Source organism: Thiothrix sp. UBA5583, from assembly GCA_002425225.1.
GTDB lineage: Bacteria > Pseudomonadota > Gammaproteobacteria > Thiotrichales > Thiotrichaceae > Thiothrix > Thiothrix moscowensis.
Map to the genome: position 1 here is coordinate 85,486 of DILV01000039.1, position 24,355 is coordinate 109,840.

26 protein-coding genes, 1 other RNA gene and 1 riboswitch are annotated in these 24,355 nt (G+C 54.0%); of the genes, 6 read left to right on the top strand and 21 right to left on the bottom strand.

Annotated elements, in window-relative coordinates; all coding sequences use genetic code 11:
- Window positions 1-7: 7 nt before the first annotated feature.
- The 16 genes from ftsA to B2U47_RS16665 form a co-directional block, all read right to left on the bottom strand.
- The gene (ftsA, locus tag B2U47_RS16590; RefSeq protein ID WP_298684137.1) at window positions 8-1,255 is read right to left on the bottom strand and encodes a cell division protein FtsA; all 1,248 of its coding nucleotides are present in this window, start codon (window positions 1,253-1,255) and stop codon (window positions 8-10) included.
- On the bottom strand, window positions 1,255-2,061 hold the full coding sequence (locus B2U47_RS16595) for a cell division protein FtsQ/DivIB (protein WP_296680691.1): 807 nt from the start codon (window positions 2,059-2,061) through the stop codon (window positions 1,255-1,257). The genes ftsA and B2U47_RS16595 overlap by 1 nt, the downstream gene beginning before the upstream one ends.
- Window positions 2,061-2,984, bottom strand: coding sequence for a D-alanine--D-alanine ligase (locus B2U47_RS16600; protein WP_414717838.1), 924 nt, complete (start codon window positions 2,982-2,984; stop codon window positions 2,061-2,063). Before B2U47_RS16600 ends, B2U47_RS16595 begins: the two co-directional genes overlap by 1 nt.
- Window positions 2,984-4,417, bottom strand: coding sequence for a UDP-N-acetylmuramate--L-alanine ligase (murC, locus tag B2U47_RS16605; RefSeq protein WP_296680684.1), 1,434 nt, complete (start codon window positions 4,415-4,417; stop codon window positions 2,984-2,986). Before murC ends, B2U47_RS16600 begins: the two co-directional genes overlap by 1 nt.
- Window positions 4,417-5,550, bottom strand: a complete 1,134-nt coding sequence (gene murG / locus B2U47_RS16610) for an undecaprenyldiphospho-muramoylpentapeptide beta-N-acetylglucosaminyltransferase (protein ID WP_296680681.1) — start codon at window positions 5,548-5,550, stop codon at window positions 4,417-4,419. Before murG ends, murC begins: the two co-directional genes overlap by 1 nt.
- A complete protein-coding gene (gene ftsW, locus B2U47_RS16615; protein WP_296680678.1) occupies window positions 5,543-6,748 on the bottom strand; it encodes a putative lipid II flippase FtsW in 1,206 nt (401 codons plus the stop codon). The genes murG and ftsW overlap by 8 nt, the downstream gene beginning before the upstream one ends.
- Complete coding sequence (gene murD / locus B2U47_RS16620) at window positions 6,745-8,088, bottom strand: UDP-N-acetylmuramoyl-L-alanine--D-glutamate ligase (protein ID WP_296680675.1); 1,344 nt, start codon at window positions 8,086-8,088, stop codon at window positions 6,745-6,747. Before murD ends, ftsW begins: the two co-directional genes overlap by 4 nt.
- A gap of 14 nt (window positions 8,089-8,102) precedes the next feature.
- Window positions 8,103-9,185, bottom strand: coding sequence for a phospho-N-acetylmuramoyl-pentapeptide-transferase (gene mraY, locus B2U47_RS16625; RefSeq protein WP_296680672.1), 1,083 nt, complete (start codon window positions 9,183-9,185; stop codon window positions 8,103-8,105).
- A complete protein-coding gene (locus B2U47_RS16630) occupies window positions 9,185-10,546 on the bottom strand; it encodes a UDP-N-acetylmuramoyl-tripeptide--D-alanyl-D-alanine ligase (protein WP_296680669.1) in 1,362 nt (453 codons plus the stop codon). Before B2U47_RS16630 ends, mraY begins: the two co-directional genes overlap by 1 nt.
- Window positions 10,543-12,033, bottom strand: a complete 1,491-nt coding sequence (locus B2U47_RS16635) for a UDP-N-acetylmuramoyl-L-alanyl-D-glutamate--2,6-diaminopimelate ligase (RefSeq protein WP_296680666.1) — start codon at window positions 12,031-12,033, stop codon at window positions 10,543-10,545. Before B2U47_RS16635 ends, B2U47_RS16630 begins: the two co-directional genes overlap by 4 nt.
- On the bottom strand, window positions 12,030-13,823 hold the full coding sequence (locus B2U47_RS16640; RefSeq protein ID WP_296680664.1) for a peptidoglycan D,D-transpeptidase FtsI family protein: 1,794 nt from the start codon (window positions 13,821-13,823) through the stop codon (window positions 12,030-12,032). Before B2U47_RS16640 ends, B2U47_RS16635 begins: the two co-directional genes overlap by 4 nt.
- A gap of 50 nt (window positions 13,824-13,873) precedes the next feature.
- Complete coding sequence (gene ftsL, locus B2U47_RS16645; RefSeq protein ID WP_296680656.1) at window positions 13,874-14,146, bottom strand: cell division protein FtsL; 273 nt, start codon at window positions 14,144-14,146, stop codon at window positions 13,874-13,876.
- Window positions 14,143-15,081 (bottom strand): 16S rRNA (cytosine(1402)-N(4))-methyltransferase RsmH, encoded by a 939-nt coding sequence (rsmH, locus tag B2U47_RS16650; RefSeq protein ID WP_296680653.1) that lies wholly within the window; start codon window positions 15,079-15,081, stop codon window positions 14,143-14,145. The genes ftsL and rsmH overlap by 4 nt, the downstream gene beginning before the upstream one ends.
- A 10-nt stretch (window positions 15,082-15,091) precedes the next feature.
- Complete coding sequence (mraZ, locus tag B2U47_RS16655) at window positions 15,092-15,547, bottom strand: division/cell wall cluster transcriptional repressor MraZ (protein ID WP_296680650.1); 456 nt, start codon at window positions 15,545-15,547, stop codon at window positions 15,092-15,094.
- Window positions 15,548-15,820: 273 nt separating this feature from the next.
- Window positions 15,821-16,169: RNase P RNA component class A (gene rnpB / locus B2U47_RS16660), an RNA gene on the bottom strand.
- 24 nt (window positions 16,170-16,193) lie between these two features.
- Window positions 16,194-16,388 carry a hypothetical protein gene (locus B2U47_RS16665; RefSeq protein WP_296680645.1) on the bottom strand — a complete coding sequence of 65 codons (195 nt, stop codon included), beginning with the start codon at window positions 16,386-16,388 and terminating at the stop codon, window positions 16,194-16,196.
- Between the two features lie 125 nt (window positions 16,389-16,513).
- Between B2U47_RS16665 and B2U47_RS16670 the strand changes: the two genes are divergently transcribed.
- Entirely contained in the window at window positions 16,514-16,966 is a 453-nt protein-coding gene (locus tag B2U47_RS16670) for a universal stress protein (protein ID WP_296680638.1), read from the top strand.
- Between the two features lie 19 nt (window positions 16,967-16,985).
- Here B2U47_RS16670 and B2U47_RS16675 read toward each other — a convergent pair whose 3' ends face one another.
- Entirely contained in the window at window positions 16,986-17,273 is a 288-nt protein-coding gene (locus B2U47_RS16675; RefSeq protein WP_296680636.1) for a hypothetical protein, read from the bottom strand.
- 152 nt (window positions 17,274-17,425) lie between these two features.
- Window positions 17,426-17,522, top strand: a riboswitch (TPP riboswitch).
- 30 nt (window positions 17,523-17,552) lie between these two features.
- Between B2U47_RS16675 and thiC the strand changes: the two genes are divergently transcribed.
- Window positions 17,553-19,442: a phosphomethylpyrimidine synthase ThiC gene (thiC, locus tag B2U47_RS16680; protein WP_296680628.1), complete on the top strand. Its 1,890-nt coding sequence runs from the start codon at window positions 17,553-17,555 to the stop codon at window positions 19,440-19,442.
- Window positions 19,443-19,474: 32 nt separating this feature from the next.
- Complete coding sequence (locus B2U47_RS16685; RefSeq protein WP_296680619.1) at window positions 19,475-20,449, top strand: hypothetical protein; 975 nt, start codon at window positions 19,475-19,477, stop codon at window positions 20,447-20,449.
- 18 nt (window positions 20,450-20,467) lie between these two features.
- Here B2U47_RS16685 and B2U47_RS16690 read toward each other — a convergent pair whose 3' ends face one another.
- From B2U47_RS16690 to B2U47_RS16705, 4 genes are read right to left on the bottom strand one after another with little or no spacing between them, the layout of a single operon-like run.
- Complete coding sequence (locus tag B2U47_RS16690; RefSeq protein ID WP_296680613.1) at window positions 20,468-21,079, bottom strand: exosortase H-associated membrane protein; 612 nt, start codon at window positions 21,077-21,079, stop codon at window positions 20,468-20,470.
- Window positions 21,076-21,600, bottom strand: a complete 525-nt coding sequence (gene xrtH / locus B2U47_RS16695) for an exosortase H (RefSeq protein WP_296680608.1) — start codon at window positions 21,598-21,600, stop codon at window positions 21,076-21,078. The genes B2U47_RS16690 and xrtH overlap by 4 nt, the downstream gene beginning before the upstream one ends.
- A gap of 39 nt (window positions 21,601-21,639) precedes the next feature.
- The gene (locus B2U47_RS16700) at window positions 21,640-21,963 is read right to left on the bottom strand and encodes a hypothetical protein (protein ID WP_296680605.1); all 324 of its coding nucleotides are present in this window, start codon (window positions 21,961-21,963) and stop codon (window positions 21,640-21,642) included.
- Window positions 21,964-21,986: 23 nt separating this feature from the next.
- On the bottom strand, window positions 21,987-22,865 hold the full coding sequence (locus tag B2U47_RS16705) for a serine/threonine protein kinase (protein WP_296680602.1): 879 nt from the start codon (window positions 22,863-22,865) through the stop codon (window positions 21,987-21,989).
- Window positions 22,866-23,090: 225 nt separating this feature from the next.
- Here B2U47_RS16705 and rpsF point away from each other — a divergent pair, with 225 nt between their 5' ends.
- The 3 genes from rpsF to rplI all read left to right on the top strand — a co-directional run bounded on the left by rpsF (window position 23,091) and on the right by rplI (window position 24,249).
- Window positions 23,091-23,483 (top strand): 30S ribosomal protein S6, encoded by a 393-nt coding sequence (gene rpsF / locus B2U47_RS16710; protein ID WP_296680599.1) that lies wholly within the window; start codon window positions 23,091-23,093, stop codon window positions 23,481-23,483.
- Window positions 23,484-23,510: 27 nt separating this feature from the next.
- Window positions 23,511-23,738, top strand: a complete 228-nt coding sequence (gene rpsR, locus B2U47_RS16715; RefSeq protein WP_296680594.1) for a 30S ribosomal protein S18 — start codon at window positions 23,511-23,513, stop codon at window positions 23,736-23,738.
- Window positions 23,739-23,802: 64 nt separating this feature from the next.
- Window positions 23,803-24,249, top strand: a complete 447-nt coding sequence (gene rplI, locus B2U47_RS16720; RefSeq protein ID WP_296680591.1) for a 50S ribosomal protein L9 — start codon at window positions 23,803-23,805, stop codon at window positions 24,247-24,249.
- Window positions 24,250-24,355: the final 106 nt, after the last annotated feature.

A 24,355-nucleotide genomic window follows, 5' to 3' on the forward strand; every position in this document is an offset into this window, starting at 1 on the left:
CCGACTGTTAAAAATTACCGTTAAACCAGTTTTTCAAGCGCCCCCACAAACCGTCTTCCGCTGACATGACACTCGATGAGGAATAAGTGCGCTTGGTACCATAAAGCTGCTGCGCCATCCCGTACAGCAGCAACCCCACCCCAGTGGAATGGATGGGATTTTCGACTTCACCGCGCAGGCCACCGAGGTTGCGTGGCATACCGATACGCACCGGCATGTGAAACACCTCTTCTGCCAATTCACGGACTCCCCGCATTTTGGAGGAGCCGCCAGTCAGGACAATGCCTGCGCCAATCCGCTCTTCATAACCGCTACGACGCAGTTCCTGAAGAACGAGTGAAAACAGTTCTTCGTAACGGGGTTCGATCACCGATGCCAATGTTTGTGCTGACAAGCTGCGTGGTTCACGTTCCCCAACGCCCGGTACTTCGATCAGTTCATTTTCATCTGCCAACTGACGCAGTGCGCGACCGTATTTGATCTTGATTTCTTCTGCGTGCTGGGTAGGTGTCCTAACCGCTACTGCGATGTCATTCGTCACCTGATCACCCGCAATCGGAATAACTGCCGTATGATGGATTGCTCCATTCATAAACACCGCAATATCACTGGTTCCACCACCAATATCGACCAGACACACACCCAGTTCCTTTTCGTCGTCTTCCAGCACGGCATAGCTGGAAGCTACCTGCTCAAGGATGATGTCCTCAACATTAAGGCCGCAACGCTCTACACATTTGACCAGATTCTGTGCTGCGCTATGGGCTGCCGTGACCAGATGTACCCTGGCTTCCAAACGTACACCTGACATGCCTACCGGCTCGCGGATACCTTCCTGTTGGTCAATAACGTATTCCTGTGGCAGCACATGCAGGATGCGCTGGTCAGCCGGAATGGCAACAGCCCGTGCTGCATCCATTACCCGGTCTACATCATTGTCCGTGACTTCCTTGTCCTTGATGGCAACAATGCCGTGGGAATTGAGGCTGCGCACATGACTGCCTGCGATACCGACGTAAACCGTGCGAATCTGGATTCCTGCCATCAGTTCGGCTTCTTCCACCGCCCGCTGGATCGACTGGATGGTGGATTCGATATTGACCACCACACCTTTTTTCATACCGCGTGAGGGGTATGAACCGATCCCGATGATTTCCAGACGCCCTGCATCATTGATTTCGCCAACCAGGGCAACCACTTTCGAGGTTCCCAAATCCAGCGCAACAATCACATTATGCTCTTTCTTTGACATCATTAACTCCTACGGCTCCCGCCCGTGAAATCCAGTGAGCCGACCGGGGATTGCTTCCATTCCACTGCAAAACCATTGGTATAACGCAGGTCAACACGACGTACATTGGTCAGTTGCCCAACCAGCTCCTGCTGAAAACCAACCCTGAACCGTTGCACCCGACGCATCTGATCCTCTGTACCGATCAACACTTCCGGGCCATTTTTAATCTTGATTCGCCATGAACCACGTTCATCTTCAGTCAATTCCGAAATTTCCAGCGGTAAACCCTGTAACCATTCACGCATCTGGATAAAGCGCTCCCCCAACTCGCGGCCTTTATCTTCGGGGCTGTAAAGGAGCGGGAATACCCCCTGCATGGATGGCAATTCGGCAACAAACAATTCACCAAACTGGTTCATCAAACGCTCACGCCCCCAAAAAGCTACCGGGCGCTCTTCTTCCACTTGTACGATCAACTGGGTAGGCCATGCCTTACGCAAGGTAACTGCACGTATCCAGGGATGAGCCTCAAGCTCGGCTTCAAGCTCGGCGGCATTCAACAAATACAGGTTGGTCTGCGTATACTTTTCAATAATTGGTCGTAAATCAGTATCTTTGATGAATTTAATCTCACCCTGAACATCAATCTGACTAATGGGCAGGTTTTCTGGATTATTAAGCCATGCACGTGCCCCCAGCACTCCACCCAGCAACACCATGACCAGCGCCAATACCATCCCCAATTTCAACAGACGCGGCGAGACCTGCGGCAGTTTGAAACCTGAACCGGAACGTTTGGCTGGCTGACGACGGCGTTGCTGAACCATTACAGGGTAGTCTCCAGTATGCGTACCACCAGTGCATTGAAATCCAAACCGACAGCCCTTGCTCCCATCGGGATCAGGCTATGGTCAGTCATGCCGGGGTTGGTGTTGACTTCAATCAGCCAGGCTTTGCCCTGGGCATCGCGCATCAGGTCTACCCGACCCCAGCCGCGCCCACCGACAGCCGCAAACGCCTGCCTTGCCAATGCTTGCATCGCCTGTTCTTCCGCTGCCTCCAGCCCACAGGGACAGTGGTAACGGGTATCGTCTCGCAGGTATTTGGCCTCATAATCGTAAAACTCACCGGGCACTTCCAGACGGATCAATGGCAACGACTCCCCTGCCACAATCCCAGCGGTATATTCCGCCCCGGTAATCCACTGCTCGGCAATCACGGTACTACTGCACTGGACTGCCTTGTGGAAAGCCCCTTCCAGATCAGCCGCTGCCGTGACCTTACTCATGCCAATGCTGGAACCTTCGGTTGCTGGTTTCACCATCAGGGGCAAACCAAGTTCAGCCACTACTGCCGCAAAGTCGGTTTCTGCTGTCAGCACACGGTAGGCCGGAGTTGGCAAACCTGCCCCCGCCCAGACCCGTTTGGTCATCAGCTTGTCCATACTGATAGCAGAAGCCATCACGCCACAGCCGGTGTAAGGAATACCGAGAATTTCGAGTGCACCTTGCAACACGCCATCCTCACCACCTGCACCATGCAGGATGTTGAATACCCGGTCAAACTGGCCTACCTGCAACACGCTGATGATGTTGCGGTCAACGTCAATGCCGTGTGCATCCACCCCGCTGTCCTGCAATGCTTTGAGGACAGCAGCGCCGCTTTTCAGTGATACCGGGCGTTCCGCCGCCCAGCCACCGTACAGGACTGCCACCTTGCCAAACTTTGCCTGCATCGCTGCTGTTGCCATCATTCTGCCCCCCTAACGGTGAGTTTTTCCGGCAGGCTGGCTGCTAACGCACCAACACTGCCTGCCCCTTGGGTCAGGATAATATCGCCGTCTTGCAAAATGTGTTTCAGCACACCCGGCACATCTTCCACATCTGCCACGAAAATCGGGTCTACCTTGCCCCGGATGCGGATAGCGCGTGCCAAGGCACGCCCGTCAGCCCCCGGAATCGGCTGTTCACTGGCGGCATACACATCCATCAGCACCAGCACATCGGTTTCTGACAAAACCTGGGCGAAATCTTCAAACAGGTCGCGGGTACGGGTGTAACGGTGCGGCTGGAAAACTTGTACTACGCGGCGGGTCGGCCATGCATTGCGTACTGCATCCAGCGTTGCTTTCATCTCGCGCGGGTGATGACCGTAATCATCCACCAGAGTGGCTTTCTTGCCGACGGCGAAACCGATGTCACCGTATTGCTGGAAGCGGCGGCCTACTCCGTCAAACTTGCGCAGGCCAGCGATAATGGCAGCATCGGAAACGTCCAGTTCCGTAGCAATGGCAATCGACGCCAGTGCATTCAGCACGTTATGCCGCCCTGGCAGGTTCAGGGTAATATCGAGCGAACCTCGGTTGCCCCGACGACGGTGTACGGTGAAATGGCTTTGAGTTCCGTCAAAACGCACATCCACCGCTTGCAAATCGGCATCGTCACCGAAACCGTAAGTCACAACCGGACGACTGACTTCCGGCAAGATTTCACGCACATGCTCATCATCCACACACAGTACTGCCAACCCATAGAACGGCAGGTGATGCAGGAATTCGATGAAAGTCTGTTTCAGCCTGCTGAAATCACCGCCATACGTGGACATATGGTCTTCGTCGATATTGGTGACAACCGCAATCATGGGTTGCAGGTAGAGGAAAGAGGCATCACTTTCGTCCGCTTCCGCCACCAGATATTCACCTGAACCGAGTTTGGAGTTGCTAGCAGAACTGTTCAGCTTGCCGCCAATCACGTAGGTTGGATCCATGCCACCTTCCACCAGCAGACTGGTGGTGAGGCTGGTGGTAGTGGTTTTGCCGTGTGTTCCGGCAACTGCAATGCCCTGGCGGAAACGCATCAGCTCCGCCAGCATTTCAGCACGGCGAACAATCGGAATGCGCTGCTCACGAGCGGCAATGATTTCCGGGTTGTGGCTGTCAATCGCAGTGGAAACCACGATAACGTCAGCACCCTGCATGTTTTCAGCCGCATGGCCTTTGTAAACGGTCACGCCCAGCGATTGCAGGCGACGGGTCATGGCACTTTCCGCCAGATCCGACCCTGAAACTGTATAGCCCAAATTGGCAACCACCTCGGCAATACCGCCCATACCCGCACCACCGATACCGATGAAATGCAGCCGGTTGATGCGTTTGCGAGCGAGATGGTCATTTCCTGTTTTCATTATTGCTTTCCTGCTGTATTAGTTTTGTTGTCAAAGTCATAACCGGCATAAGCGGCAACGATAGCGGCTACCTGTGTGGTAGCATAAGGCTTGGCCAACTGGCGGGAAGCCACACCCATCTGCCGCAATTTGGTACGGTCAGAACACAAATCTTTCAAAATGCCTGCCAGCTTTTCCGCTGTCAGGTCGGATTGTTGCACCAGCAAGGCTGCACCATTGTCTGCCAGATAACGGGCATTGGCAGTCTGATGATCATCCACCGCATGGGGAAACGGTATCAGAATGGCGGCAACACCCACGACTGCCAGTTCTGCAATGGTCAAAGCACCGGAGCGGCAAATCACCAGATCCGCCCAGGCGTAGGCTTCCGCCATGTCTTCAATGAAAGGCGTTACCTCACCGTCCACTCCGGCGTTGGCGTAATGGCTGCGAGCCTCTTCAATGTTACGCACTCCAGCCTGATGACGCACAACGGGGCGACTAGCTGTATCCAGTAAGGCCAGCGCCTGTGGAACTGCCTTGTTCAGTGCTTGCGCACCAAGGCTGCCACCTACTACCAGTATCTGTACCGGTTGATCATCCCGGTCTGCCAGACGCTCCAGTGGCGCAGGCAGACTAGCAATGTCCAGTCTTACCGGGTTGCCGGTTGCCATCACCTTGGCGCTGCTGGCAAACGTCCCCGGAAAACCTTCCAGTACCCGACGACACACTTTCGACAGCAAGGTATTGGTCAAACCAGCAACGGCATTTTGCTCGTGAATCACCACCGGCTTGCCCATCAGTGCAGCCACTAGACCACCAGGCCCTGCGACAAAGCCACCCATGCCTAAAATGGCTGCCGGTTTGTGTTTCAGCATGATGCCGACGGATTGCACCAGAGCACGCACCAGATTAACGGGCGCCATCAGTACAGTCTGCCAGCCCTTGCCACGCAAACCGTTCACATCCAGCCACGCCATCTCGATACCGGCTTCAGGAATCACCCTTGCTTCCAACCCTTTGCGGGTTCCCATCCATACCACCGGAATACCTTGCGCCATCAGGGCACGCGCAACCGCCAGACCAGGGTAAACATGCCCGCCAGTTCCACCAGCGGTAATCATGACCGGGCGTTGTTGCCTGTTCTCAGCCATGCGTCACCCTCCTCACCTGCCGGGGTTTGCGCTCTGGCAACCCCAGTAATACTGTTTGGGTTTCACGGTGTACCCGCATCAGCAGTGCCATTGCCGCCAGCGTAATCATCAAACTGCTGCCGCCATAACTCATTAATGGCAGAGTCAGACCTTTGGGGGGCAATACCGCCAGATTGACCCCAATATGCAGGATCACCTGAAACCCCATCCAGAAGCCGACACCATAAGCCACATAAGCACCATAATGCTTGCCTGCCTTATCCGCCTGAAAACCGATGACGAAAGCCCGCATCACCAGCCAGCCATACAAGGACAGCACCAGCAACATGCCAATAAAACCGAATTCTTCCGCCAGAATCGAAAAAATGAAGTCGTTGTGTGCCTCCGGCAGGTAGAACAGTTTTTGTACGCTGCCACCCAACCCATTGCCAAACCAGCCCCCATCACCGATAGCCATCAGCGCATGGACAGTCTGATAGCCCTTATCCGCTTCATGTGCCCAAGGGTTCATCAACGCATCCCAGCGGGCGCTGCGATAACCCATCATCGACACAGGAATCATCACCAGCACTGCGCCACCCAGCAGAATGCCCAGCCGTTTCATCGGTACACCCCCCAGAAACAGCAACGCCAATCCCGTTGCAAAAATAACCACTGTCGAGCCAAAATCCGGTTCCAGCAATAACAAGCCACCCGTTACCCCCAAGACCGTCAAGGGAATCAGCAGGGGCTGGTAGGAAGGCGAGGTTGCCAGATTCTTGCCATGCCGGATCAGGTAGCCGGACAGGTACAACAGCATGATCAGCTTGGCTATTTCCGACACCTGCACCGACATGAAACCCAGATTCAACCAGCGGCTACTACCATTCACGGTCTTGCCAATGCCCGGAATCAATACCAGTACCAGCAAGACCAGCACAATAGGCAACAGGCGCACGCCCAGTTTTTGCCAGAAATCCAGGCGTATCTGGTACATCAGCAACGCCAGCACCAGCCCCAGCCCCAGAAACACCAGTTGCCGCACAAAATAGTAATACGGGTTGGAATACTGCCTTTCCGCCACCCACATGGATGCAGACAACAGCATCACCACACCGATAGCCAGCAATGCCAGCAGAGCAACCAGCAAGTCGCGGTCGATGTAACGTGCCCACAGGCCGGTTTCAGGCATGTCTGGCTGGATAGCTGCCGCGTTCATGGCAACCTCCGTACTGCATCACTGAACACCTCACCACGATGCCCATACCCATTGAACATGTCGAAACTGGCACACGCAGGGGAAAGCAACACGTTATCACCGGGCTGCGTCAGTTCTGATGCAAGTTGTACAGCGTCCTCCATGCTGTCTGCCAACAGGTATAACACCTTGTTTTCGAGCACATCGGCAATCTTGTTGCGGTCTTCGCCAATCAACACCACCGCACGGGCTTTTTCTTGTGCGACCGGCGCCAAGGGTGCGAAATCTGCTCCCTTACCTTGCCCGCCCGCAATCAGCACGGTCTTGCCAGGCAAGCCTGCCAATGCCGCCAGTGTTGCCCCGACATTTGTGCCCTTGGAATCGTTGTACCAGTTCACCCCGTTACGTTCACGTACCCACTGGGTACGGTGCGACAGGCCGGTAAACTCACGCAGGGCAGCCAACATGCCTGCCAACGGGATTCCGGCTGCTTCGCCCAACGCCAGTGAGGCCAAAGCATTGGCGATATTGTGTTCGCCGGGCAACTTCATGTCAGTCACTGGCAGCAGCAGGGTTTCACCTTTGGCCAGCCAGCGCTTGCCGTCGTGTTCACGCACCCCGTATTGACCAGCAGCCGGAACATTCAGGCCGAAACTGACCACATTATCCATGCCCTCAACCATGGTCATGACCAACGGGTCATCACGGTTTGCCACCGCACAAGCACAGTTCTGGTAAATGACAGCTTTGGCGGCGGCGTAGTCAGCGTAACTGTCGTAACGATCCATGTGGTCTTCGCTGACATTCAGTACCACCGCCGACACTGCCCGCAACGACCGGGTGGTTTCCAACTGGAAGCTGGAAAGCTCCATGACATACAAATCAGGCACAGCTTGTTCCAGCAAATCCAGCGCGGCATAACCGAGATTGCCGCCAGCGAAAGAGGCCATCCCGGCTTTTTTCGCCATCAGATCAACCAGTGTGGTCACACTGCTTTTGCCATTGGAGCCGGTAATCGCCACCACGGGTGCTTTGGCTTCACGCACAAACAATTCAATATCACCGATGATTTCCGCACCCCGTTCGGCAGCAGTGCGGATTTCAGGGGTAGCCACCGCAATACCGGGGCTGACCACCAGTGTTTGTGCCTGGGCAAACATTGCATCCGCATCAGCAAATGCACCGAAGGCATAAGGTGCAGCCGGAAACTGCGTCAGCAGCTCATCCTTGCCCGGTGGATTGGCACGGCTATCCACCACCGCGAAGGCAATGCCGCGTGAATGCAGGTAACGGGCAACCGACAGCCCGGTCTGACCAAGGCCAACCACCAGCGTGTTCCAGTTGTAAGCAGATGTTGCCATGTTCACGTTACCCATTAACGAATCTTCAACGTTGCCAAACCGATCATCACCAGAATCACGGTAATGATCCAGAAACGGACAATGACCCGTGGCTCAGGCCAACCCTTCTTCTCATAATGGTGGTGCAAGGGTGCCATGCGGAAAATGCGCTTGCCGCCGGTCGCCTTGAAATACCCCACCTGCAAAATCACCGAGAGGGTTTCCAGCACGAAAATCCCACCCATGATTGCCAGCACAATTTCCTGACGCACCACCACCGCCACGATGCCAAGTGCCGCGCCCAGTGCCAATGCGCCCACATCACCCATGAACACTTGCGCGGGGTAAGTGTTGAACCACAGGAAACCCAGCCCTGCACCAAAAATCGCGCCACAAAACACCACCAGTTCACCGGCTCCCGGCACGCGAGGCACACCCAGATACTGAGCCATCGTGGCGTGACCACTCACATAAGCGAAGACTGCCAGGCCGCCCGCCACCATGATGGTCGGCATGATGGCAAGCCCATCCAACCCGTCTGTCAGGTTGACCGCATTACTGGAACCAACCACCACCAGATAGACCCACGGAATAAACAGCCACCCCATTTGCCAGTGGGCATCTTTCAGCACTGGCAGGAAAAAAGTGGTTTCCGTAGAAGTTTGTGCGGAGGCATACAGGTAAAACGCAGCAGCAAACCCCACGATGGTCAAACCCAAGGTTTTCTGGCGAGCCGTCAGCCCCATGTTGCGGCGCATTTTCAGCTTGATGTAATCGTCCAGACCGCCCACCAGGCCGAAACCCAGTGTTACGCCCAACACAACCCATACATAGCGGTTGGTCAAATCTGCCCACAACAGGGTAGCCACCCCGATAGCAAGGATGATCATCACCCCGCCCATGGTCGGTGTACCGGCTTTCATCTGGTGCTGCGGACCATCTTCGCGGATATATTGCCCAATCTTTAACCGGGTCAACGCCCGAATCATGCTCGGCCCAGTCCACAGCGCAATCAACAGCGCGGTCAGCAAACCCAGAATTGCCCGTAAAGTGATGTATTTGAAAACGTTAAAGCCGCTGTAAAAATCACTCAAAAAATCAAACAACCACACCAGCATTACGCAGCCTCCCTGACAGCCACTGCTGTCAAAGCATCCACCACCCGCTCCATGCGGGCAGAGCGGGAACCTTTCACCAGTACATTGGTTCCCGGCTGCAAATCCTGCTCCAGGGCTGCCAACAAGGTATCCAGATCAGTAAAGGCATAATCCGGCTTGCCAAATGTTTGGCTCGCATTCGCACTCAAACGCCCCAGCGTGTACAGGCCATCAATGCCTGCTGCCGCTGCCTGCTGCCCAATGGCAGCGTGTAATTGTTCACCAGTGTTGCCCAATTCGCCCATGTCACCCAGTACCATTATTTTTCTGCCACTCAACCCTGCCAGTACCGCTACTGCTGCTGCGGTCGAAGTCGGGTTAGCATTGTAAGTATCATCAATCACCATAACGCCATGCTTGCCAGGTTTAGGGTTCAAACGCCCCTTGACGGGTTGCAGGGATTCCAGCCCACGCTGCACCGTCTCCAGCGATACGCCCAACGCGAGTACCGCAGCGGCAGCAGCGAGTGCATTCATTTGGTTATGCCGCCCCAGCAACGGCAAACTGACGGCAACCGCTTGCCCATTGGCCGCAATATGTAACTGGCTATCAACAATACTGCCACGTACATCCGCCGGATTAGCCATGCCAAAGGTGATCACTCGTCTGCCAGTATTCAGACCACGCCAATAATCCACATACGCATCATCAGCATTGAGAACAGCAATGCCTTGTTCTGACAAACCATTGAAAATTTCACCCTTGGCACGTGCCACACCTGCCAAGTCACCAACACCCTCCAAATGGGCAGCCCCGGCATTATTGATGATGGCAATATCCGGGCGGGCAATCCGGGTCAGGTAATCAATTTCCCCAAAATGGTTCATCCCCATTTCAATCACCGCAAAACGCTGTTCCGGGCGCAGACGCAACAAGGTCAGTGGCATTCCAATGTCATTGTTGAGATTCCCCAGCGTCGCCAAGGTATCACCCTGTAATGACAAGATGGCTGTGAGCATTTCCTTGACAGTGGTTTTGCCATTGCTGCCTGTCAGCCCAACAACAGGCTGGTGGAATTGTTTGCGCCAAGCGGCTGCCAACCGCCCCAATGCCAAACGTACATCGTCCACCACCACTTGCGGGATGTCGGCATCCAGTGGTTTTGCCACCAGCGCTGCACTGGCCTTGCCAACCACTTGCGGTACGAAATCATGGGCATCAAAACGCTCACCTTTCAGTGCCAGAAACAGGTCGCCCGCTTGCACTGCGCGTGAATCACGTTCCAGCCGCTCGATAGCAATACTGCGGCTGCGCTCTGTATCCGTGGCATGGAGCGTGCCATTGGTCATTTCAACAATGTTTGCCAAAGTCAGCCATGTCATGCGCCACACTCCTGCAACGCTTGCGCTGCCTGGATGCGGTCATCAAATGGCACAGTGCCATTGGCGAGAATCTGTACGGTTTCGTGCCCTTTTCCGGCAATCAGCACCGTGTCACCGGGCTGTGCCTGTTGGATGGCGAGGCGAATGGCTTTTGCGCGGTCGTGCTCAAAAGTCACGCCCGCTTTATTGGTAATGCCCTGCATAATGTCCTCAAAGATTTGCTGCGGATTTTCGGAGCGCGGATTATCGTCGGTAACGATCACCACGTCAGCAGCAAATTCTGCCTTTTGAGCCATTAATGGGCGCTTGCCCCGGTCACGATCACCGCCGCAACCGAATACGCAGAGCAGACGACCACGGGTATGCGCCCGCACGGCTTGCAGCACCTGTTCCAGCGCCCCTGGTGTATGTGCGTAATCCACCACCACCAGCTTGCCATCATCGCTGCCCGCAGCAACACGTTCCATACGCCCCGGCACGACCCACACCTGTTGCAGGCGTTGCAGAGCTTCAGCAAACACCACGCCTTTAGCCAGCAACACACCCAACGCCGCCAGCAGGTTATGCAGGTTGAAACGCCCCAGTACCGGCGCTTGCAGGATACCTTGTTCCTGCCCCCACACCACACTGGCACGGATGCCGGTATGATCAAACACCGCATCACTGGCAACCAGCGTTCCGACTGGGTAATCCGTCACGGAACCCACGCCATAACCGATCAGTTGCACGGTATTACCCTGCACTTCCGCCGCCAGCCTGCGCCCAAAGGCATCATCCAGATTCAACACCACTGTTCGCAAATCCGACCAGTGGAACAACTTGCGTTTGGCTTCAGCATAGGCTTCCACCGTACCGTGATAATCCAGATGGTCGCGGGTCAGATTGGTCAGAACTGCCACATCAAAGCGGATACCATTCACCCGCCCCTGATCCAGCGCATGGGACGACACTTCCATCGCCACAGTCTGGAACCCATCATCACGCAACTGGCGCAACAACCCATGCACAGTCAGCGCATCCGGGGTAGTGTGTGTTGCAGGTTGCAATTGTGCGGGAATGCCGATGCCCAGCGTACCGATTATGGCTGCACCATGACTGCCGACATTAAGGGCTTCAGCAACAAAATGGCTGACGGAGGTTTTGCCGTCAGTGCCAGTGACACCAACCATGAACAGATCGGCGCTAGGGCTGGAATTAAAACGGTCGGCGAGAGTGCCCAGATGCCCCCTCAACAAAGGCACGGGCACAAACTCGACCGACAAGGGTGGCTGTTGTAAACCGTCTTCCGGCTCATACAGGATAGCGACCGCGCCTGCCTGTACCGCCGCCTCAGCATAGGCAAGACCATGCTGACGGGTTCCACGCAAGGCAACGAAAGCCATACCGGGGCGAATTTGACGGTTATCCAGTGACAGGCCGTTGACCATCACATCCGGCGCGGATGGTACGATACCTGCCAATAATGCACGAAGGGACATCCCTGTCATGTTGCCCCCTCTGTAGTCTGTTTGGGTGGTTGGGTATCAGCCTGACGGGTATCCGGCAGGTTGTCGGGCGGAATATCCAGCAAGCGCAAGGCTTCTGCCATGACTTTAGAAAATACCGGGGCAGCCGCACGACCACCACTATCCTCAATTTTTGGCTCGTCGATCTGTACTGCCACCACCAGACGTGGACGGCTCACAGGCGCAACCCCAATAAAGCTGGTCAGGTAACGATCATCACGGTACTTGCCATCAATGAATTTGTAAGCCGTGCCGGTTTTCCCTGCCACACGGTAGCCCTCAACCATCGCCATTTCCCCCGTACCACCTTTTTGCACAACGGCTTCCATCATGCGCAACACGGAACGGGCAGTTTCAGCCGACATGACATCCTGAGCCAGCGGCTGCTGTGTCACCTTGTAAATGCTAGCAGGCATCAATTTGCCTCCCGCAGCGAACGGCGCATACGCATGAGTCAATTGCAACAGACTGGAAGACAAGCCATAACCGTAACCATGGGAAGCATGATCAACCTTTCCCCAACTTTCATAGCCAGTCAACTGACCTGCGGATTCCCCGGAAAAACCGGCATCTGGCACACGCCCGAAGCCCAGTTTGCTAAGGAACATCCAGTGGTCACGCGGATTCATCAGCAAAGCCACCCGGCTGGCACCGACGTTGCTGGATTTTGCCAGCAGTTTTGCCAGACTGATCGGGCCATAATTGCCCTTGTCCTTGACCGTGTATTTGCCGAAGCTGATATGCCCTGGCGAGGTATCAATCAGAATATCCGAGCCAATCACCCGCGCTTCCAGTGCCGCTGCCAGTGTCAACGGCTTGAGAGTGGAACCCGGCTCGGATTTGTCGGTGACTGCACGGTTGCGGTAGCGGTAAGGCTCAACATCTTTGCGGTTGTTGGGATTGAACGACGGTACATTGACCATCGCCAGAATTTCACCGGTATGCGCATCCAGCACCACCATCGACCCGGCGCGAGCATTCAGCTCGTAAACCCGCCCCTTAAGTTCCTTGTAGGCCAGATACTGGATACGGCGGTCAATGCTGAGCTGTATGTTTTGCCCCGGTTGCATTTCTTCCAGATTGACCACGCTCTCCACCAGCCGACCTTTGGCATCACGCACAACACGGGTTTTACCATCCTTGCCTGCCAGATCGGCATTACGGGCTTTTTCGATACCTTCAATGCCCACGCCATCCGTATTGGTCATCCCCACCACATGCCCTGCGGTTTCACCCAGCGGGTAATAACGGCGATACTCACGGGTAGCAGCCACACCCGGCAAATCCAGAGCGAGGATTTCCTCTGCCACTTCCAGCGGTAAATGACGACCGAGATAGGCAAACTGTTTGTTGCCCTCTTTTTCCAGACGCCGTAACAGCTCGCCTTCCCCCATTTCCAGGGTTTCTTCAATATGACGGAAACCGGCTTCCAGGCGGGCGAAACGGGTTGCCGCCAATTCGTGCATTTCACGCTCTTCAGCATCAGCCTTGCCTGCGGTCGCATCTGTCACCTGCCGGGCAAGCTCGTATTCGTGGCGCATTTCTTCACGGGCTTTCAGCAAGTCCTGCGGATTGCACCACAGCGAATCCACCGGCGAACTGATCGCCATCGCATCGCCGTTACGGTCAAGGATCATGCCCCGGTAAGCCGGAACGGTTGCCACCCGCAATTGACGGTCATCCGCCTTTTTCTGCAACCATTCCTGCTGGAAAATTTCCAGATATGCCGCACGCAACATCAAAATGCCGATCACCACCAGCAAGAGGAGCATCAGGAGCAGTCGTCTGCCCTGAAAAACCGGTGATGTAACATGCTTGCGTTTCACTCGCGTATGACCCTGATATTGTCCGCAGACGGTTTCTGCATACCCAGTTCCTGTTTTGCCCGTGATTCCACGAGCACCTGATTCAGCAAGGTACTTTGTTCGAGCTTCAGGCGGCTCCATTCCGCGCTTAGCTCAGCATTTTCCTTTTCCAGTTTTTGCAACTCTGCAAACAACTGACGTGCTTCATGCCGGTTGGCAACCACCATCAAGGCCATACCAATGACCAACAGGTACAACAGCCCCAATCCCAGCAAGCGACCACGATTCATGGCATTCGCTCCCCAACCCGCATAATGGCACTGCGGGCGCGGACATTACCTTCCACTTCCACCCCAGAAGGCCGGATGGCTTTGCCTATCAAGCGCATGGGTGTCTGTGCGGCTTGCAGCATCACGGGCAACCCCTTGGGTATTGGCGGCGGAGTGGAAACATCCCGCAGGAAATGTTTGACGATACGGTCTTCCAGTGAATGAAAACTGATGACGACCAGCCGCCCTGTGGGAGCCAGGTAATCAACCGATTTGCGCAAACACTCTTCGACATCATCCAGTTCCTGATTTACTTTTATACGTATTGCCTGAAAACTGCGGGTTGCAGGATGCTTGCCCGGTTCACGCTTGCGCACGACGCCCGCAATCAATTCAGCCAATTGCGTTGTAGTTTGCAGTGGAGCTTGCGAGCGTGAACGTGCAATTTCACGTGCAATCTGGCGCGAAAACCGCTCTTCCCCGTAACGCCAGAGAATATCCGCCATTTCTGTTTCCGTTGCACGATTAAGCCAGTCAGCGGCACTTTCGCCCCTGGATATATCCATCCGCATATCCAGTGGACCTTCACGCATGAAACTGAAACCCCGTTCAGCATCATCCAGTTGCGGGGAGGAAACCCCAAGATCCAGCAAGACACCCTGAATCAGCCCTGCAACACCGGCTGCTGCCAATGCTTCAGGAAAATCACGGAATGAACCGTGCCAAACAAAAACACGCGGGTCATCCGCATAACGTTGACGTGCATGTTCAATCGCTACCGGATCCTTGTCCGTCACAATCAAACGCCCATTTTTTCCCAAGTGTTCCAGTATCAGGGCAGAATGACCGCCACGCCCGTATGTGCCATCCACATAAATACCGGAAACCTGCACATTCAAGGCGGCAACCGCCTCATGCAGAAGCACTGTATCGTGCTTCCAGACCGGATCAGTCACTGTTCACCGCCTACATCGAAACCTGATTGAGAATATCGTTGGTTTCACTGTCTTCCTGAGCTTCCAGCAACCAGGCTTCACGAGCTGCATCCCACCCATCGGCATCCCACAATTCAAACTTGTTGGCCTGCCCGACCAGTACCACCCTTTTGTCCAGACCTGCGTACTCACGCAATGGAGCTGGCAGTAATACGCGTCCTTGGGCATCCAACTCCAGTTCCGCCGCATACCCGAGAATCAGACGCTGCATATTGCGGACACGCCGGTTCATATTGGGCAATGACATCAGGGTTTTCTCAACCTTTACCCATTGATCCATCGGGTAAACCAGCAGGCATTTGTCAGTGTGGTCGACTGTGATGACGATTTGCCCACCTGCTATTTCCGCAATAACATCACGGTACTTGGTAGGCATGGCAAGCCGCCCTTTGGTATCAACCGTGATATGTGATATGCCGCGAAACATGCTTGATTATCCACCCGTCATGGGAAAAACACCCACTTTTTTCCACTTTCTTCCACTTATGGGTGAATATAGGCAGACATCCACACGCTGTCAATAAAATTCCGAAGAATTAACTTTAATAAGCAATAATTAAGGATTAAAAACAAATAGACCAAATGATTAAAAATTAAATCTTGTTTTTTTTCATTAAGATGGAAACAAAAGCTAAAGCAGATTCTCAGGAAAAAGCACTCTATGCCAATTGGCAAAAGGGCTGAAAGGAATTTGAAAAAAATAAAGAGCTGATCTGTAAGCCGGGTTCTGTCGAGGACAATCATTCATCTGGGATACATGTCACCATGCACCTCTAGCAACCTACCCGGATGCAGTGCGGGTCACACCAATGCATCCCTATTTGGTCTTGCTCCAGACGGGGTTTACCGTGCCGTCGACTGTTACCAGCGACGCGGTGCGCTCTTACCGCACCATTTCACCCTTACCTCCGGCGAACCGGGTTGGCGGTATAATTTCTGTGGCACTTTCCGTCGGCTCGCGCCGCCCAGGCGTTACCTGGCGTCTTACCCTGTGGAGCCCGGACTTTCCTCCATCCCGCAAGCGGAACAGCGATTGCCCAATCAGCTCTGGCGCGAACAATAACAGATAGACGTCAACGTTGCACCTGCGCTGTAACAGGTGGCGCGGTTACAGGTGCCTCTGCCACTGGCATGGCAACACCCCAGTAATGATAGAACGCTGCCGGAAACAGCTCAGGGTAACGTACTGCCCCCCACCACAAGACCACAGTTGCTAATACGAACACCAACAATACGTCAATCAGGCGATTCACCATCCAATCAAACACTGGCAACTCCTTTACCTAAAAAGTGGACATACAAGATATAGCTCATTTTCCCGCGCCTGCTTCATGGACTACACTGGAAAAATACAATACCCCGATTAGTAGCGCCAACCACCAGGAGGAATACCATGCAACGCTACCAGCACTTGCTTGCCGCCGTTGATTTTTCTGACATGGGCGGAGAAGTCATCCAACACGCCCAACAAATGGCGGAACTGTTTGATGCCCGCCTCAGCCTGCTGCATGTGGTGCAAGACCTAACCTTGGCAGCGGAACCCTTTGGTGAACCAGCCGCACTGGTATTGGGAGAAGAAATACGTCAGCAGCACCTGACCCGTTCCCAGGAAAACCTGGAAGCCCTTGCCGCCCAGCATCAACTGCCACTCCATGTAGAACGTGCCATTGAGACGGGCTTTGCCGCCGAAACAATCATCAGCTTTGCCGAAGACAAACAGGTCGACCTGATTGTGCTTGCCCACAGCGGCAAAAAAGGCATTTTTGGTTTACTTGGCTCAACGGCCAATGCAGTCGTCAAATCAGCCAAGTGTGACGTACTGGTAGTACGCTACAAATCTGTTTGAAACAAGGATAACAAGATGATCAGAGCAGTGTCAGGATAATGCCTTGCAATTGCACAACAGCCACGATTGAGGCCGAACCAAACAGCAGGACAAGACCCGGTTTGCGCAACAGGGAAAGCCTGTGGGAAGCAAGAATTGCGCCCGAAAAGAAAAAGCCTATCAAGCCAATGATCAGCTCGGCAGGCACGTCTACCGCCAACACTCTGGCAACACCGAGGAAAAGACCACCGATAATGCCAGCAAATAGCAAGGCTTTAAGCACTGCCGACGGCACGACGCAATACGTGCGTGCAACCAAATCGTTCATTGAATATTCCTGCAACATGGGGAAGACCCTAGCTTAATATAAGATTTTGCTAAAATACACCTTGCGAAAAATCAAACTACCGATGTTAAACCCATATCCCGCGACAAACTGCAAGTTATACCTCCCGCATGATGAATCTGTTACAGTAGCGACAAACGAGCTAGGGGTGCTTGCACAAGCAGGCTGAGATTACACCCTTGGAACCTGATACGGATGATACCGGCGTAGGGAATGCTCCATTGCTGAGCCATTCCGCGCCCTAGTGGAGCAAATAGGAATATGAGCGCAATACCCGAATCCTTCCTGAAAAAAACCGCTGAGCTCTCCAGCGCAGTCACACAACCCTTCCCCAACTCGCGCAAAGTTTACCTGCAAGGTTCACGCCCTGACATCCGCGTCGGCATCCGTGAAATCGACCAGCACCCTACCCCTGCCAGTTTCGGGGCAGAAGTGAATCCGCCGATTCCGGTCTATGACACATCTGGGCCATTCACCGACCCGAACGTGCGCATCAACCTGCTGGAAGGCATCCCCGATGTACGCCTGAACTGGATTCTGGAACGCAACGATACCGAACAACTGAATGGCCCCACCTCCGACTACGGACGCGACCGCCAGAACGACCCACGCCTGGCACACCTGCGTTTTGCCCATTTGCGAGCACCGCGCCGCGCCAAGGCAGGAAAAAACGTCTCGCAAATGCACTATGCCCGCCAAGGCATCATCACCCCGGAAATGGAATACGTCGCCATCCGCGAAAACCTGAAATTGCAGGAACTGCGCAATGACCCACGCTACGCCAAACTGTTACGCCAACACGGTGGTCAAGCATGGGGAGCGAACTTGCCAGCGGAAGTCACGCCAGAATTTGTCCGCAAGGAAGTTGCAGAAGGTCGTGCAATTATCCCCGCCAACATCAACCACCCGGAACTTGAACCGATGATCATCGGGCGCAATTTCCGCGTGAAGATCAATACCAATATCGGCAACTCCGCCGTGACCTCATCCATCGAAGAAGAAGTCGAAAAAATGGCATGGTCAGCACGCTGGGGTGGCGACACCCTGATGGATCTTTCCACTGGCAAAAACATTCACGAAACTCGCGAATGGATTCTGCGCAATGCCCCCATGCCCATCGGCACAGTACCTATTTACCAGGCACTGGAAAAAGTGAACGGCAAAGCCGAAGACCTGACCTGGGAAATTTTCCGCGACACCCTGATTGAACAAGCCGAACAAGGCGTGGATTATTTCACCATTCATGCCGGGGTGCGTTTGGCATACGTGCCCATGACTGCCGACCGTGTTACCGGCATTGTCTCTCGTGGCGGCTCAATCATGGCAAAGTGGTGTCTGGCGCATCACAAAGAAAACTTCCTTTACACCCACTTTGAAGACATCTGCGAAATCATGAAGGCTTACGACGTGAGCTTCTCGCTGGGTGACGGTTTGCGCCCCGGCTCCGCTGCCGATGCCAATGACCGCGCCCAATTCGCTGAACTGGAAACCCTCGGCGAACTGACCAAAATTGCGTGGGAACACGACGTACAGGTGATGATCGAAGGCCCCGGTCACGTACCTTTGCACATGGTCAAGGAAAACATGGACAAGGAACTACGCGACTGTTTTGAAGCACCGTTCTACACCTTGGGGCCATTGGTGACAGATATTGCCCCCGGTTACGACCACATCACTTCCGGGATTGGGGCGGTCAATATCGGCTGGTATGGCTGTGCGATGCTGTGCTATGTCACCCCCAAAGAGCATCTGGGCTTGCCCAATAAGGAAGATGTGCGGGTCGGCATCATCACCTACAAGATTGCCGCACACGCTGCCGACCTCGCCAAGGGCTGGCCCGGCGCACAAATCCGCGACAATGCTATGTCGAAAGCACGTTTCGAGTTCCGCTGGGAAGACCAATTCAACCTGGGGCTAGACCCAGACCGGGCGCGTGAATATCACGACGAAACCTTGCCGAAAGATTCCGCGAAAGTGGCGCATTTCTGCTCGATGTGCGGCCCGCATTTTTGCTCGATGAAGATTACCCAGGATGTACGCGATTACGCCGCCAAACAGGGCATGGATGCAGAAGTAGCATTGCAAAAGGGTATGGAAGAAAAAGCGGTGGAATTCGTTAAAACCGGCGGCAAGATTTACCATCAGGCATAGGTGTCTCTAGCAGGTTTTGCTAGAATAGCCGCATGGAAGAAAGCCTATCATTTGCCGTTACTTTTGAAGGCGGTCAGCCTTCCGTGCAACTCGTTGTACTGGAAGGCTACCGGCATCCCGACCGTATTCTGGAAATCCCACTGGGATTACTCGACTTTCGGGCGCTTGTGCGTAGTGCGCAAGCCACGGGAGATTACTGGATCGTTAACACCACCCCCGACTTGCCAGATTTCCAGGTAGAATCTGCCGTTTTCGTGCGTCACCGGGATGGCAAAATCCTGTGGGACATTGTGTACGAACATTATGAACCGTTCCTGCATGTTGAACTGGACATGGAAGATGACGAGCCAGCCGATGAATTCGATGAAAACATCATTACCCTGACCTTTGACCCATTCCAGTATGTCAGTGCACTGTACCAGTTCTGTCAGGCATACCCGCAATTCAAGCCGGTCACGTTTCAACCGCAAGCAAGCGAAGATGGCTTGCAACTGGAATCTTTTCTGCCGCAACTCTATATCCTGTGGCGACGTCATGGTGAAACGCATGGGGCGGTCAATGCAGAAGGGGTACTGATTACCGATACGGACAGTTTCTCGCGTCAGGCTGAAGAACAGTGGACGGATGAAGTCCTGCGTGCCCTGCTGGAAATGCGCTTCGGGCGCATCATGGGCAATATTGATGCCTATCTGGATTCCTTGCCACCGGATGTGTTGGCAAAACTGGAAGCCGACAGCGCCCATATCGAAACGGCACTCAACGAGCGCTGGTCAAAACTGGTCAATTCCCTGACTGAAGAAGAAGCCGAAGACCTGGAAAACGAGCAAAGCAAAAGCAAGTTCCCCAACAGCCTGAAATTGCGCCTGATGCGTGAATTCCTGTCTGGCAACCCCTCCGTGCTGTTGGGCTATTCCCATGAAGATGAAAATCCTGACACAACGGACAAAGTAATCAGCCTTGCCAACTGGAAAAAAGATCGGCAAGACACCAGCTCCAGCCAGCCATGAAACGATAAGGCATCGGGCTTAACGCGCCAATGCCTTTTCCAGTTGCGGCGCCAGTTGGGTTAGAAAATCACGACTCAACGCCACCCAGATAATGAGTGGTGCAATCATGGGCAGCAACAGGGTTCCTACCTGATAGCCCAGCGCAATCAGGTCAATGCTGCCTTGCGCAAACCCCTGTTGCAACTGAAAAGCAGCCCCCACCTCAAACGTCAGCGTTTTCAACACATGGAATACCATGCTGAACAATTCGACTGGCAACAGTAGTAATAATCCCCACACCAGCTTCAAGCCACGTTCCTTGCCTGGAGTAGCCAGTATCAACGCAGCCAGCAAAGGCAGGCTGTAACTGTAGACCAGCGGGTTCAGGTGAAAACCCAGCACATCATCCCCCACAGGTGGTGATACCACTGCCCCGCTGGCATCACGCCCGAAACTGGATGCCAGTACCAGCATGTGCCCATCCAGTTTCAGCCACAGTAAGGCATCCGGCGTGATCCAATCCAGCAATGCACTCGTCAGCAAGGTAACAGGAGCAAGATGAACAGCGGCGGTGAAATACCAGACCAAAAACGTCAATGGCAAAAGAATTACCACGCCCAGCATGAAACGATACAAAGGTTTCTGGCTCATACCGTAGCCTCCCCCTGAGGTGACGCAGGTGGAACGGGCTTGTCATCCACTGGCAAATAGCGAATCCAGATCAAAAACACCACCAACGCATCCAGCATGATCAACGCCTGCCAGACGTAAAGATGTGCCCAATCGAACAGTTCCCGGTTCCATTGCCCGAGGTAAAACAGGCTGATAATCCGCAACAGGTTGACACCCTGAATCGCGACAAAGCCCCATAACAAGCCTTGCAGCTTGTACAGGAAAGGTGCAGGAAAAGCGATGATGGCAGCCAGCAACACAATCATGGCTTCCACCCCATTGCAGCCAGGCTCAATGGAGACAGCAAAGCCGTTCAAGGTACTGCGTACCACCTTGCCGGAAGTAGCCACATTTGGGTCAAAAGCGGAAACCAGCCAGCCACTGACATCAGCCAACAAACCAGTCCAGGGAAGGATGACAGCAGATTGCACCGGTTGCAGGATTTCGACACCAAACAGCGTCACCTGCACCAGCATGAACACAACAAGAAAACGTAACATAGCCCCTACTTATCATTGTTATTATTCAGGGTTAAAACTTTAACGCATTTTACCTACGGATGATAGTTTGATTGTGGCAACGCCTTTGTCCTGCTTGCCACAGGAACCGCCGACTGGCTGCCGGTGTTGGCATTCGCTTTTCAACAGACACCGCCCCATCCAGAACAGCATCACCCCTGAGATGACACAAACACCAACAAACACCCAGCTCACATCCTGCCCTTGCTGGTGCTGTACATAAGCGCCCATGACACCAATCCCCACCAGTAACAGCAAAGCAACCCAGCGGGCAATATTGATGAAGCGGAAGGCCAGTGATTTTTCACAACGGTGTAAGGCCCAACATTTTGCTTTGTCATTCATCGAAATGCTCTCCCAATCATCGCTCAAGTCGTGCGATTATGCCTATCAAGTTGCTGCATGGCATCAAGCAACAAACATGCCACATCGCTGACAGACTGTAACCTGTTATCCAAAAACTTTGCCAGAAGCCCCTCCAACAGTGGCTGAAAGGATTGCAAGGCAACCGGCAGCCTGGGAATGGGGGCAAGCAGATGTTTTTTCAAGAGTTCTTCCAGTGTCTTGGCATCATAGGGCTTATCGCCTGTCAGGAGTTCATACAGTATTACCCCTAGGGCATACAGGTCGGAACGCTCATCGGCATCCTCCCCCATGATCCGCTCCGGGCTAATATAGTAAGGCGTGCAATACACCTCGTCGGCCTGCAAAAAACCGGCTTCCAGCAACAAACGGCTTTCAATGCCAAAGTCCAGCAAAGCCAGTGAACCATCTTCGCGCACCAAAATGTTCGCCGGTTTCAGATCACGGTGCAGCAGGCACAGGGAATGCATGGCTCCGACAGCCGCCAGCAATTCCTCAAACCATTGCAAACGCTGCGGCAAAGGCGGCAAAGGGCTAGTTTCCAGATGATGCCGCAAGGTATCCCCCTGGATGTATTCCATCCGCAGATAGATCGCACCATCGACCATACCTGCATCCAACACCCGTACCAACCCGCGCTGTTGCAGCAACCCTAAGGCACGCGAAGTTAGCAGGAAATCATCCAGCACTGCTGACGCAATCAGGGGGGCATCGAATTTGAAACGTTTGACGGCAAACGGCAAATGCGCCGTGTTTTCCGCCAGCAAGATGACGGCATTGTCACTCTCGTGCAATACCTCGCGGAAAGTCAGACCGGGCAACACCAGCGGGTATTGTTGCAGGCAACGCCGTAGCTTGTGCTGTTGATAAGCGGCTTCATCCATTAACGTTGCCTAACCCCTTTTGATGCTTATTTATAGGAATAAGCCCCGAGTGTAGAACAGTTCTCCCTATTATTCCCTAACTGTCGTATATGGCAGGTTTTTTCCGACATTGACAACATTCCAGCACTCCCGGATAATTGTGCCCCTTTAGCGGTAGCAATACCCTCTAAACCCTTGCCTCACCGCCATGACGGGAGGCTGTTTAACCCGAAAGGAAGAGCATTCATGCGACATTATGAAATTGTTTTTCTGGTTCATCCTGACCAGAGCGAACAAGTACCGGCGATGGTAGAACGCTATCGCAGCATGGTACAGGAAAGCGGTGGCGCGATTCACCGTCTGGAAGACTGGGGTCGCCGTCAACTGGCTTACCCTATCAACAAGCTGCACAAGGCACACTACGTGCTGATGAACATCGAGTGTGGCGCGGAAACCCTGGCTGAACTGGAAAGCATTTTCCGTTTCAACGACGCGGTTATCCGCCATCTCACCATCCTCTGTGACAAGGCCGTTAGCGAGCCTTCCCCACTGAAGAAGGAAAGCGAAGGCAAACCCGCCAAGCGTATGCGTGAAGAAGTCGTCGCTGATGACGAAGACGACGCATCCGACGACGAATAATCACGGCTGATCTGGAGATACACACTTATGTCACGTCAATTCCGCCGCAAAAAATACTGCCGTTTCACGGCTGAAGGCATCACCGAAGTTGATTACAAGGATGTCGACATCCTGAAAAGCTTCATTACCGAAACCGGCAAAATCGTGCCTAGCCGCATCACCGGCACCAAGGCCAAATACCAGCGTCAACTGGCGACCGCGATCAAACGCGCCCGCTTCCTGGCTCTGCTACCGTATTCAGACCAGCACAAGTAAGCTGCTGCCAACAGTCAACTGACGCGCAAATGCATGGCGTTTGTGCGCAAACAAGGTGAGAACGATGGAAGTCATTCTTCTGAAAAAAGTAGAAAACCTCGGTGCACTGGGCAGTGTTGTCTCCGTGCGTCCGGGTTATGCACGCAACTACCTGATCCCGCAGGGCAAAGCCCAGATGGCTACCAAAGCCAATATGGAAGCATTTGAAGCCCGCCGCGTCGAGCTGGAAGCCGAAGCATCTGCCGCACTGGCTGCTGCTGAAGCCCGTAAAGCCCAACTGGACGGCATGGTGCTGACCATCAAGGCCAAAGCCGGTAACGAAGGCAAACTGTTCGGTTCCGTTTCCAACATTGAAATTACCGAAGCCATTGTTGCTGCCGGTGTGGAAGTGGAACGCCGCGAAATCCGTATGCCTGACGGTGCTATCCGTCACTTGGGCGAGTTTGAAGTCGGCCTGCACCTGCATACCGAAGTCAACACTGTCGTCAAGGTTGTGGTTGAAGCAGCATAAGCGCTGCCGACAACCTGCTAGCAGAAATACCCCGCAGTGCCGTCAGGTGTTGCGGGGTATTTTCGTTTTATCCACAGAATTACCACAGACCTATCCCTAACCTTTC

What these genes read in the sequence shown, in the direction of transcription:
- ftsA (WP_298684137.1), bottom strand. Translation starts at nt 1,255, where the DNA reads ATGATGTCAAAGAAAGAGCATAATGTGATTGTTGCGCTGGATTTGGGA.
- B2U47_RS16595 (WP_296680691.1), bottom strand. Translation starts at nt 2,061, where the DNA reads ATGGTTCAGCAACGCCGTCGTCAGCCAGCCAAACGTTCCGGTTCAGGT.
- B2U47_RS16600 (WP_414717838.1), bottom strand. Translation starts at nt 2,984, where the DNA reads ATGGCAACAGCAGCGATGCAGGCAAAGTTTGGCAAGGTGGCAGTCCTG.
- murC (WP_296680684.1), bottom strand. Translation starts at nt 4,417, where the DNA reads ATGAAAACAGGAAATGACCATCTCGCTCGCAAACGCATCAACCGGCTG.
- murG (WP_296680681.1), bottom strand. Translation starts at nt 5,550, where the DNA reads ATGGCTGAGAACAGGCAACAACGCCCGGTCATGATTACCGCTGGTGGA.
- ftsW (WP_296680678.1), bottom strand. Translation starts at nt 6,748, where the DNA reads ATGAACGCGGCAGCTATCCAGCCAGACATGCCTGAAACCGGCCTGTGG.
- murD (WP_296680675.1), bottom strand. Translation starts at nt 8,088, where the DNA reads ATGGCAACATCTGCTTACAACTGGAACACGCTGGTGGTTGGCCTTGGT.
- mraY (WP_296680672.1), bottom strand. Translation starts at nt 9,185, where the DNA reads ATGCTGGTGTGGTTGTTTGATTTTTTGAGTGATTTTTACAGCGGCTTT.
- B2U47_RS16630 (WP_296680669.1), bottom strand. Translation starts at nt 10,546, where the DNA reads ATGACATGGCTGACTTTGGCAAACATTGTTGAAATGACCAATGGCACG.
- B2U47_RS16635 (WP_296680666.1), bottom strand. Translation starts at nt 12,033, where the DNA reads ATGACAGGGATGTCCCTTCGTGCATTATTGGCAGGTATCGTACCATCC.
- B2U47_RS16640 (WP_296680664.1), bottom strand. Translation starts at nt 13,823, where the DNA reads ATGCTCCTCTTGCTGGTGGTGATCGGCATTTTGATGTTGCGTGCGGCA.
- ftsL (WP_296680656.1), bottom strand. Translation starts at nt 14,146, where the DNA reads ATGAATCGTGGTCGCTTGCTGGGATTGGGGCTGTTGTACCTGTTGGTC.
- mraZ (WP_296680650.1), bottom strand. Translation starts at nt 15,547, where the DNA reads ATGTTTCGCGGCATATCACATATCACGGTTGATACCAAAGGGCGGCTT.
- B2U47_RS16670 (WP_296680638.1), top strand. Translation starts at nt 16,514, where the DNA reads ATGCAACGCTACCAGCACTTGCTTGCCGCCGTTGATTTTTCTGACATG.
- B2U47_RS16675 (WP_296680636.1), bottom strand. Translation starts at nt 17,273, where the DNA reads ATGAACGATTTGGTTGCACGCACGTATTGCGTCGTGCCGTCGGCAGTG.
- thiC (WP_296680628.1), top strand. Translation starts at nt 17,553, where the DNA reads ATGAGCGCAATACCCGAATCCTTCCTGAAAAAAACCGCTGAGCTCTCC.
- B2U47_RS16685 (WP_296680619.1), top strand. Translation starts at nt 19,475, where the DNA reads ATGGAAGAAAGCCTATCATTTGCCGTTACTTTTGAAGGCGGTCAGCCT.
- B2U47_RS16690 (WP_296680613.1), bottom strand. Translation starts at nt 21,079, where the DNA reads ATGAGCCAGAAACCTTTGTATCGTTTCATGCTGGGCGTGGTAATTCTT.
- xrtH (WP_296680608.1), bottom strand. Translation starts at nt 21,600, where the DNA reads ATGTTACGTTTTCTTGTTGTGTTCATGCTGGTGCAGGTGACGCTGTTT.
- B2U47_RS16700 (WP_296680605.1), bottom strand. Translation starts at nt 21,963, where the DNA reads ATGAATGACAAAGCAAAATGTTGGGCCTTACACCGTTGTGAAAAATCA.
- B2U47_RS16705 (WP_296680602.1), bottom strand. Translation starts at nt 22,865, where the DNA reads ATGGATGAAGCCGCTTATCAACAGCACAAGCTACGGCGTTGCCTGCAA.
- rpsF (WP_296680599.1), top strand. Translation starts at nt 23,091, where the DNA reads ATGCGACATTATGAAATTGTTTTTCTGGTTCATCCTGACCAGAGCGAA.
- rpsR (WP_296680594.1), top strand. Translation starts at nt 23,511, where the DNA reads ATGTCACGTCAATTCCGCCGCAAAAAATACTGCCGTTTCACGGCTGAA.
- rplI (WP_296680591.1), top strand. Translation starts at nt 23,803, where the DNA reads ATGGAAGTCATTCTTCTGAAAAAAGTAGAAAACCTCGGTGCACTGGGC.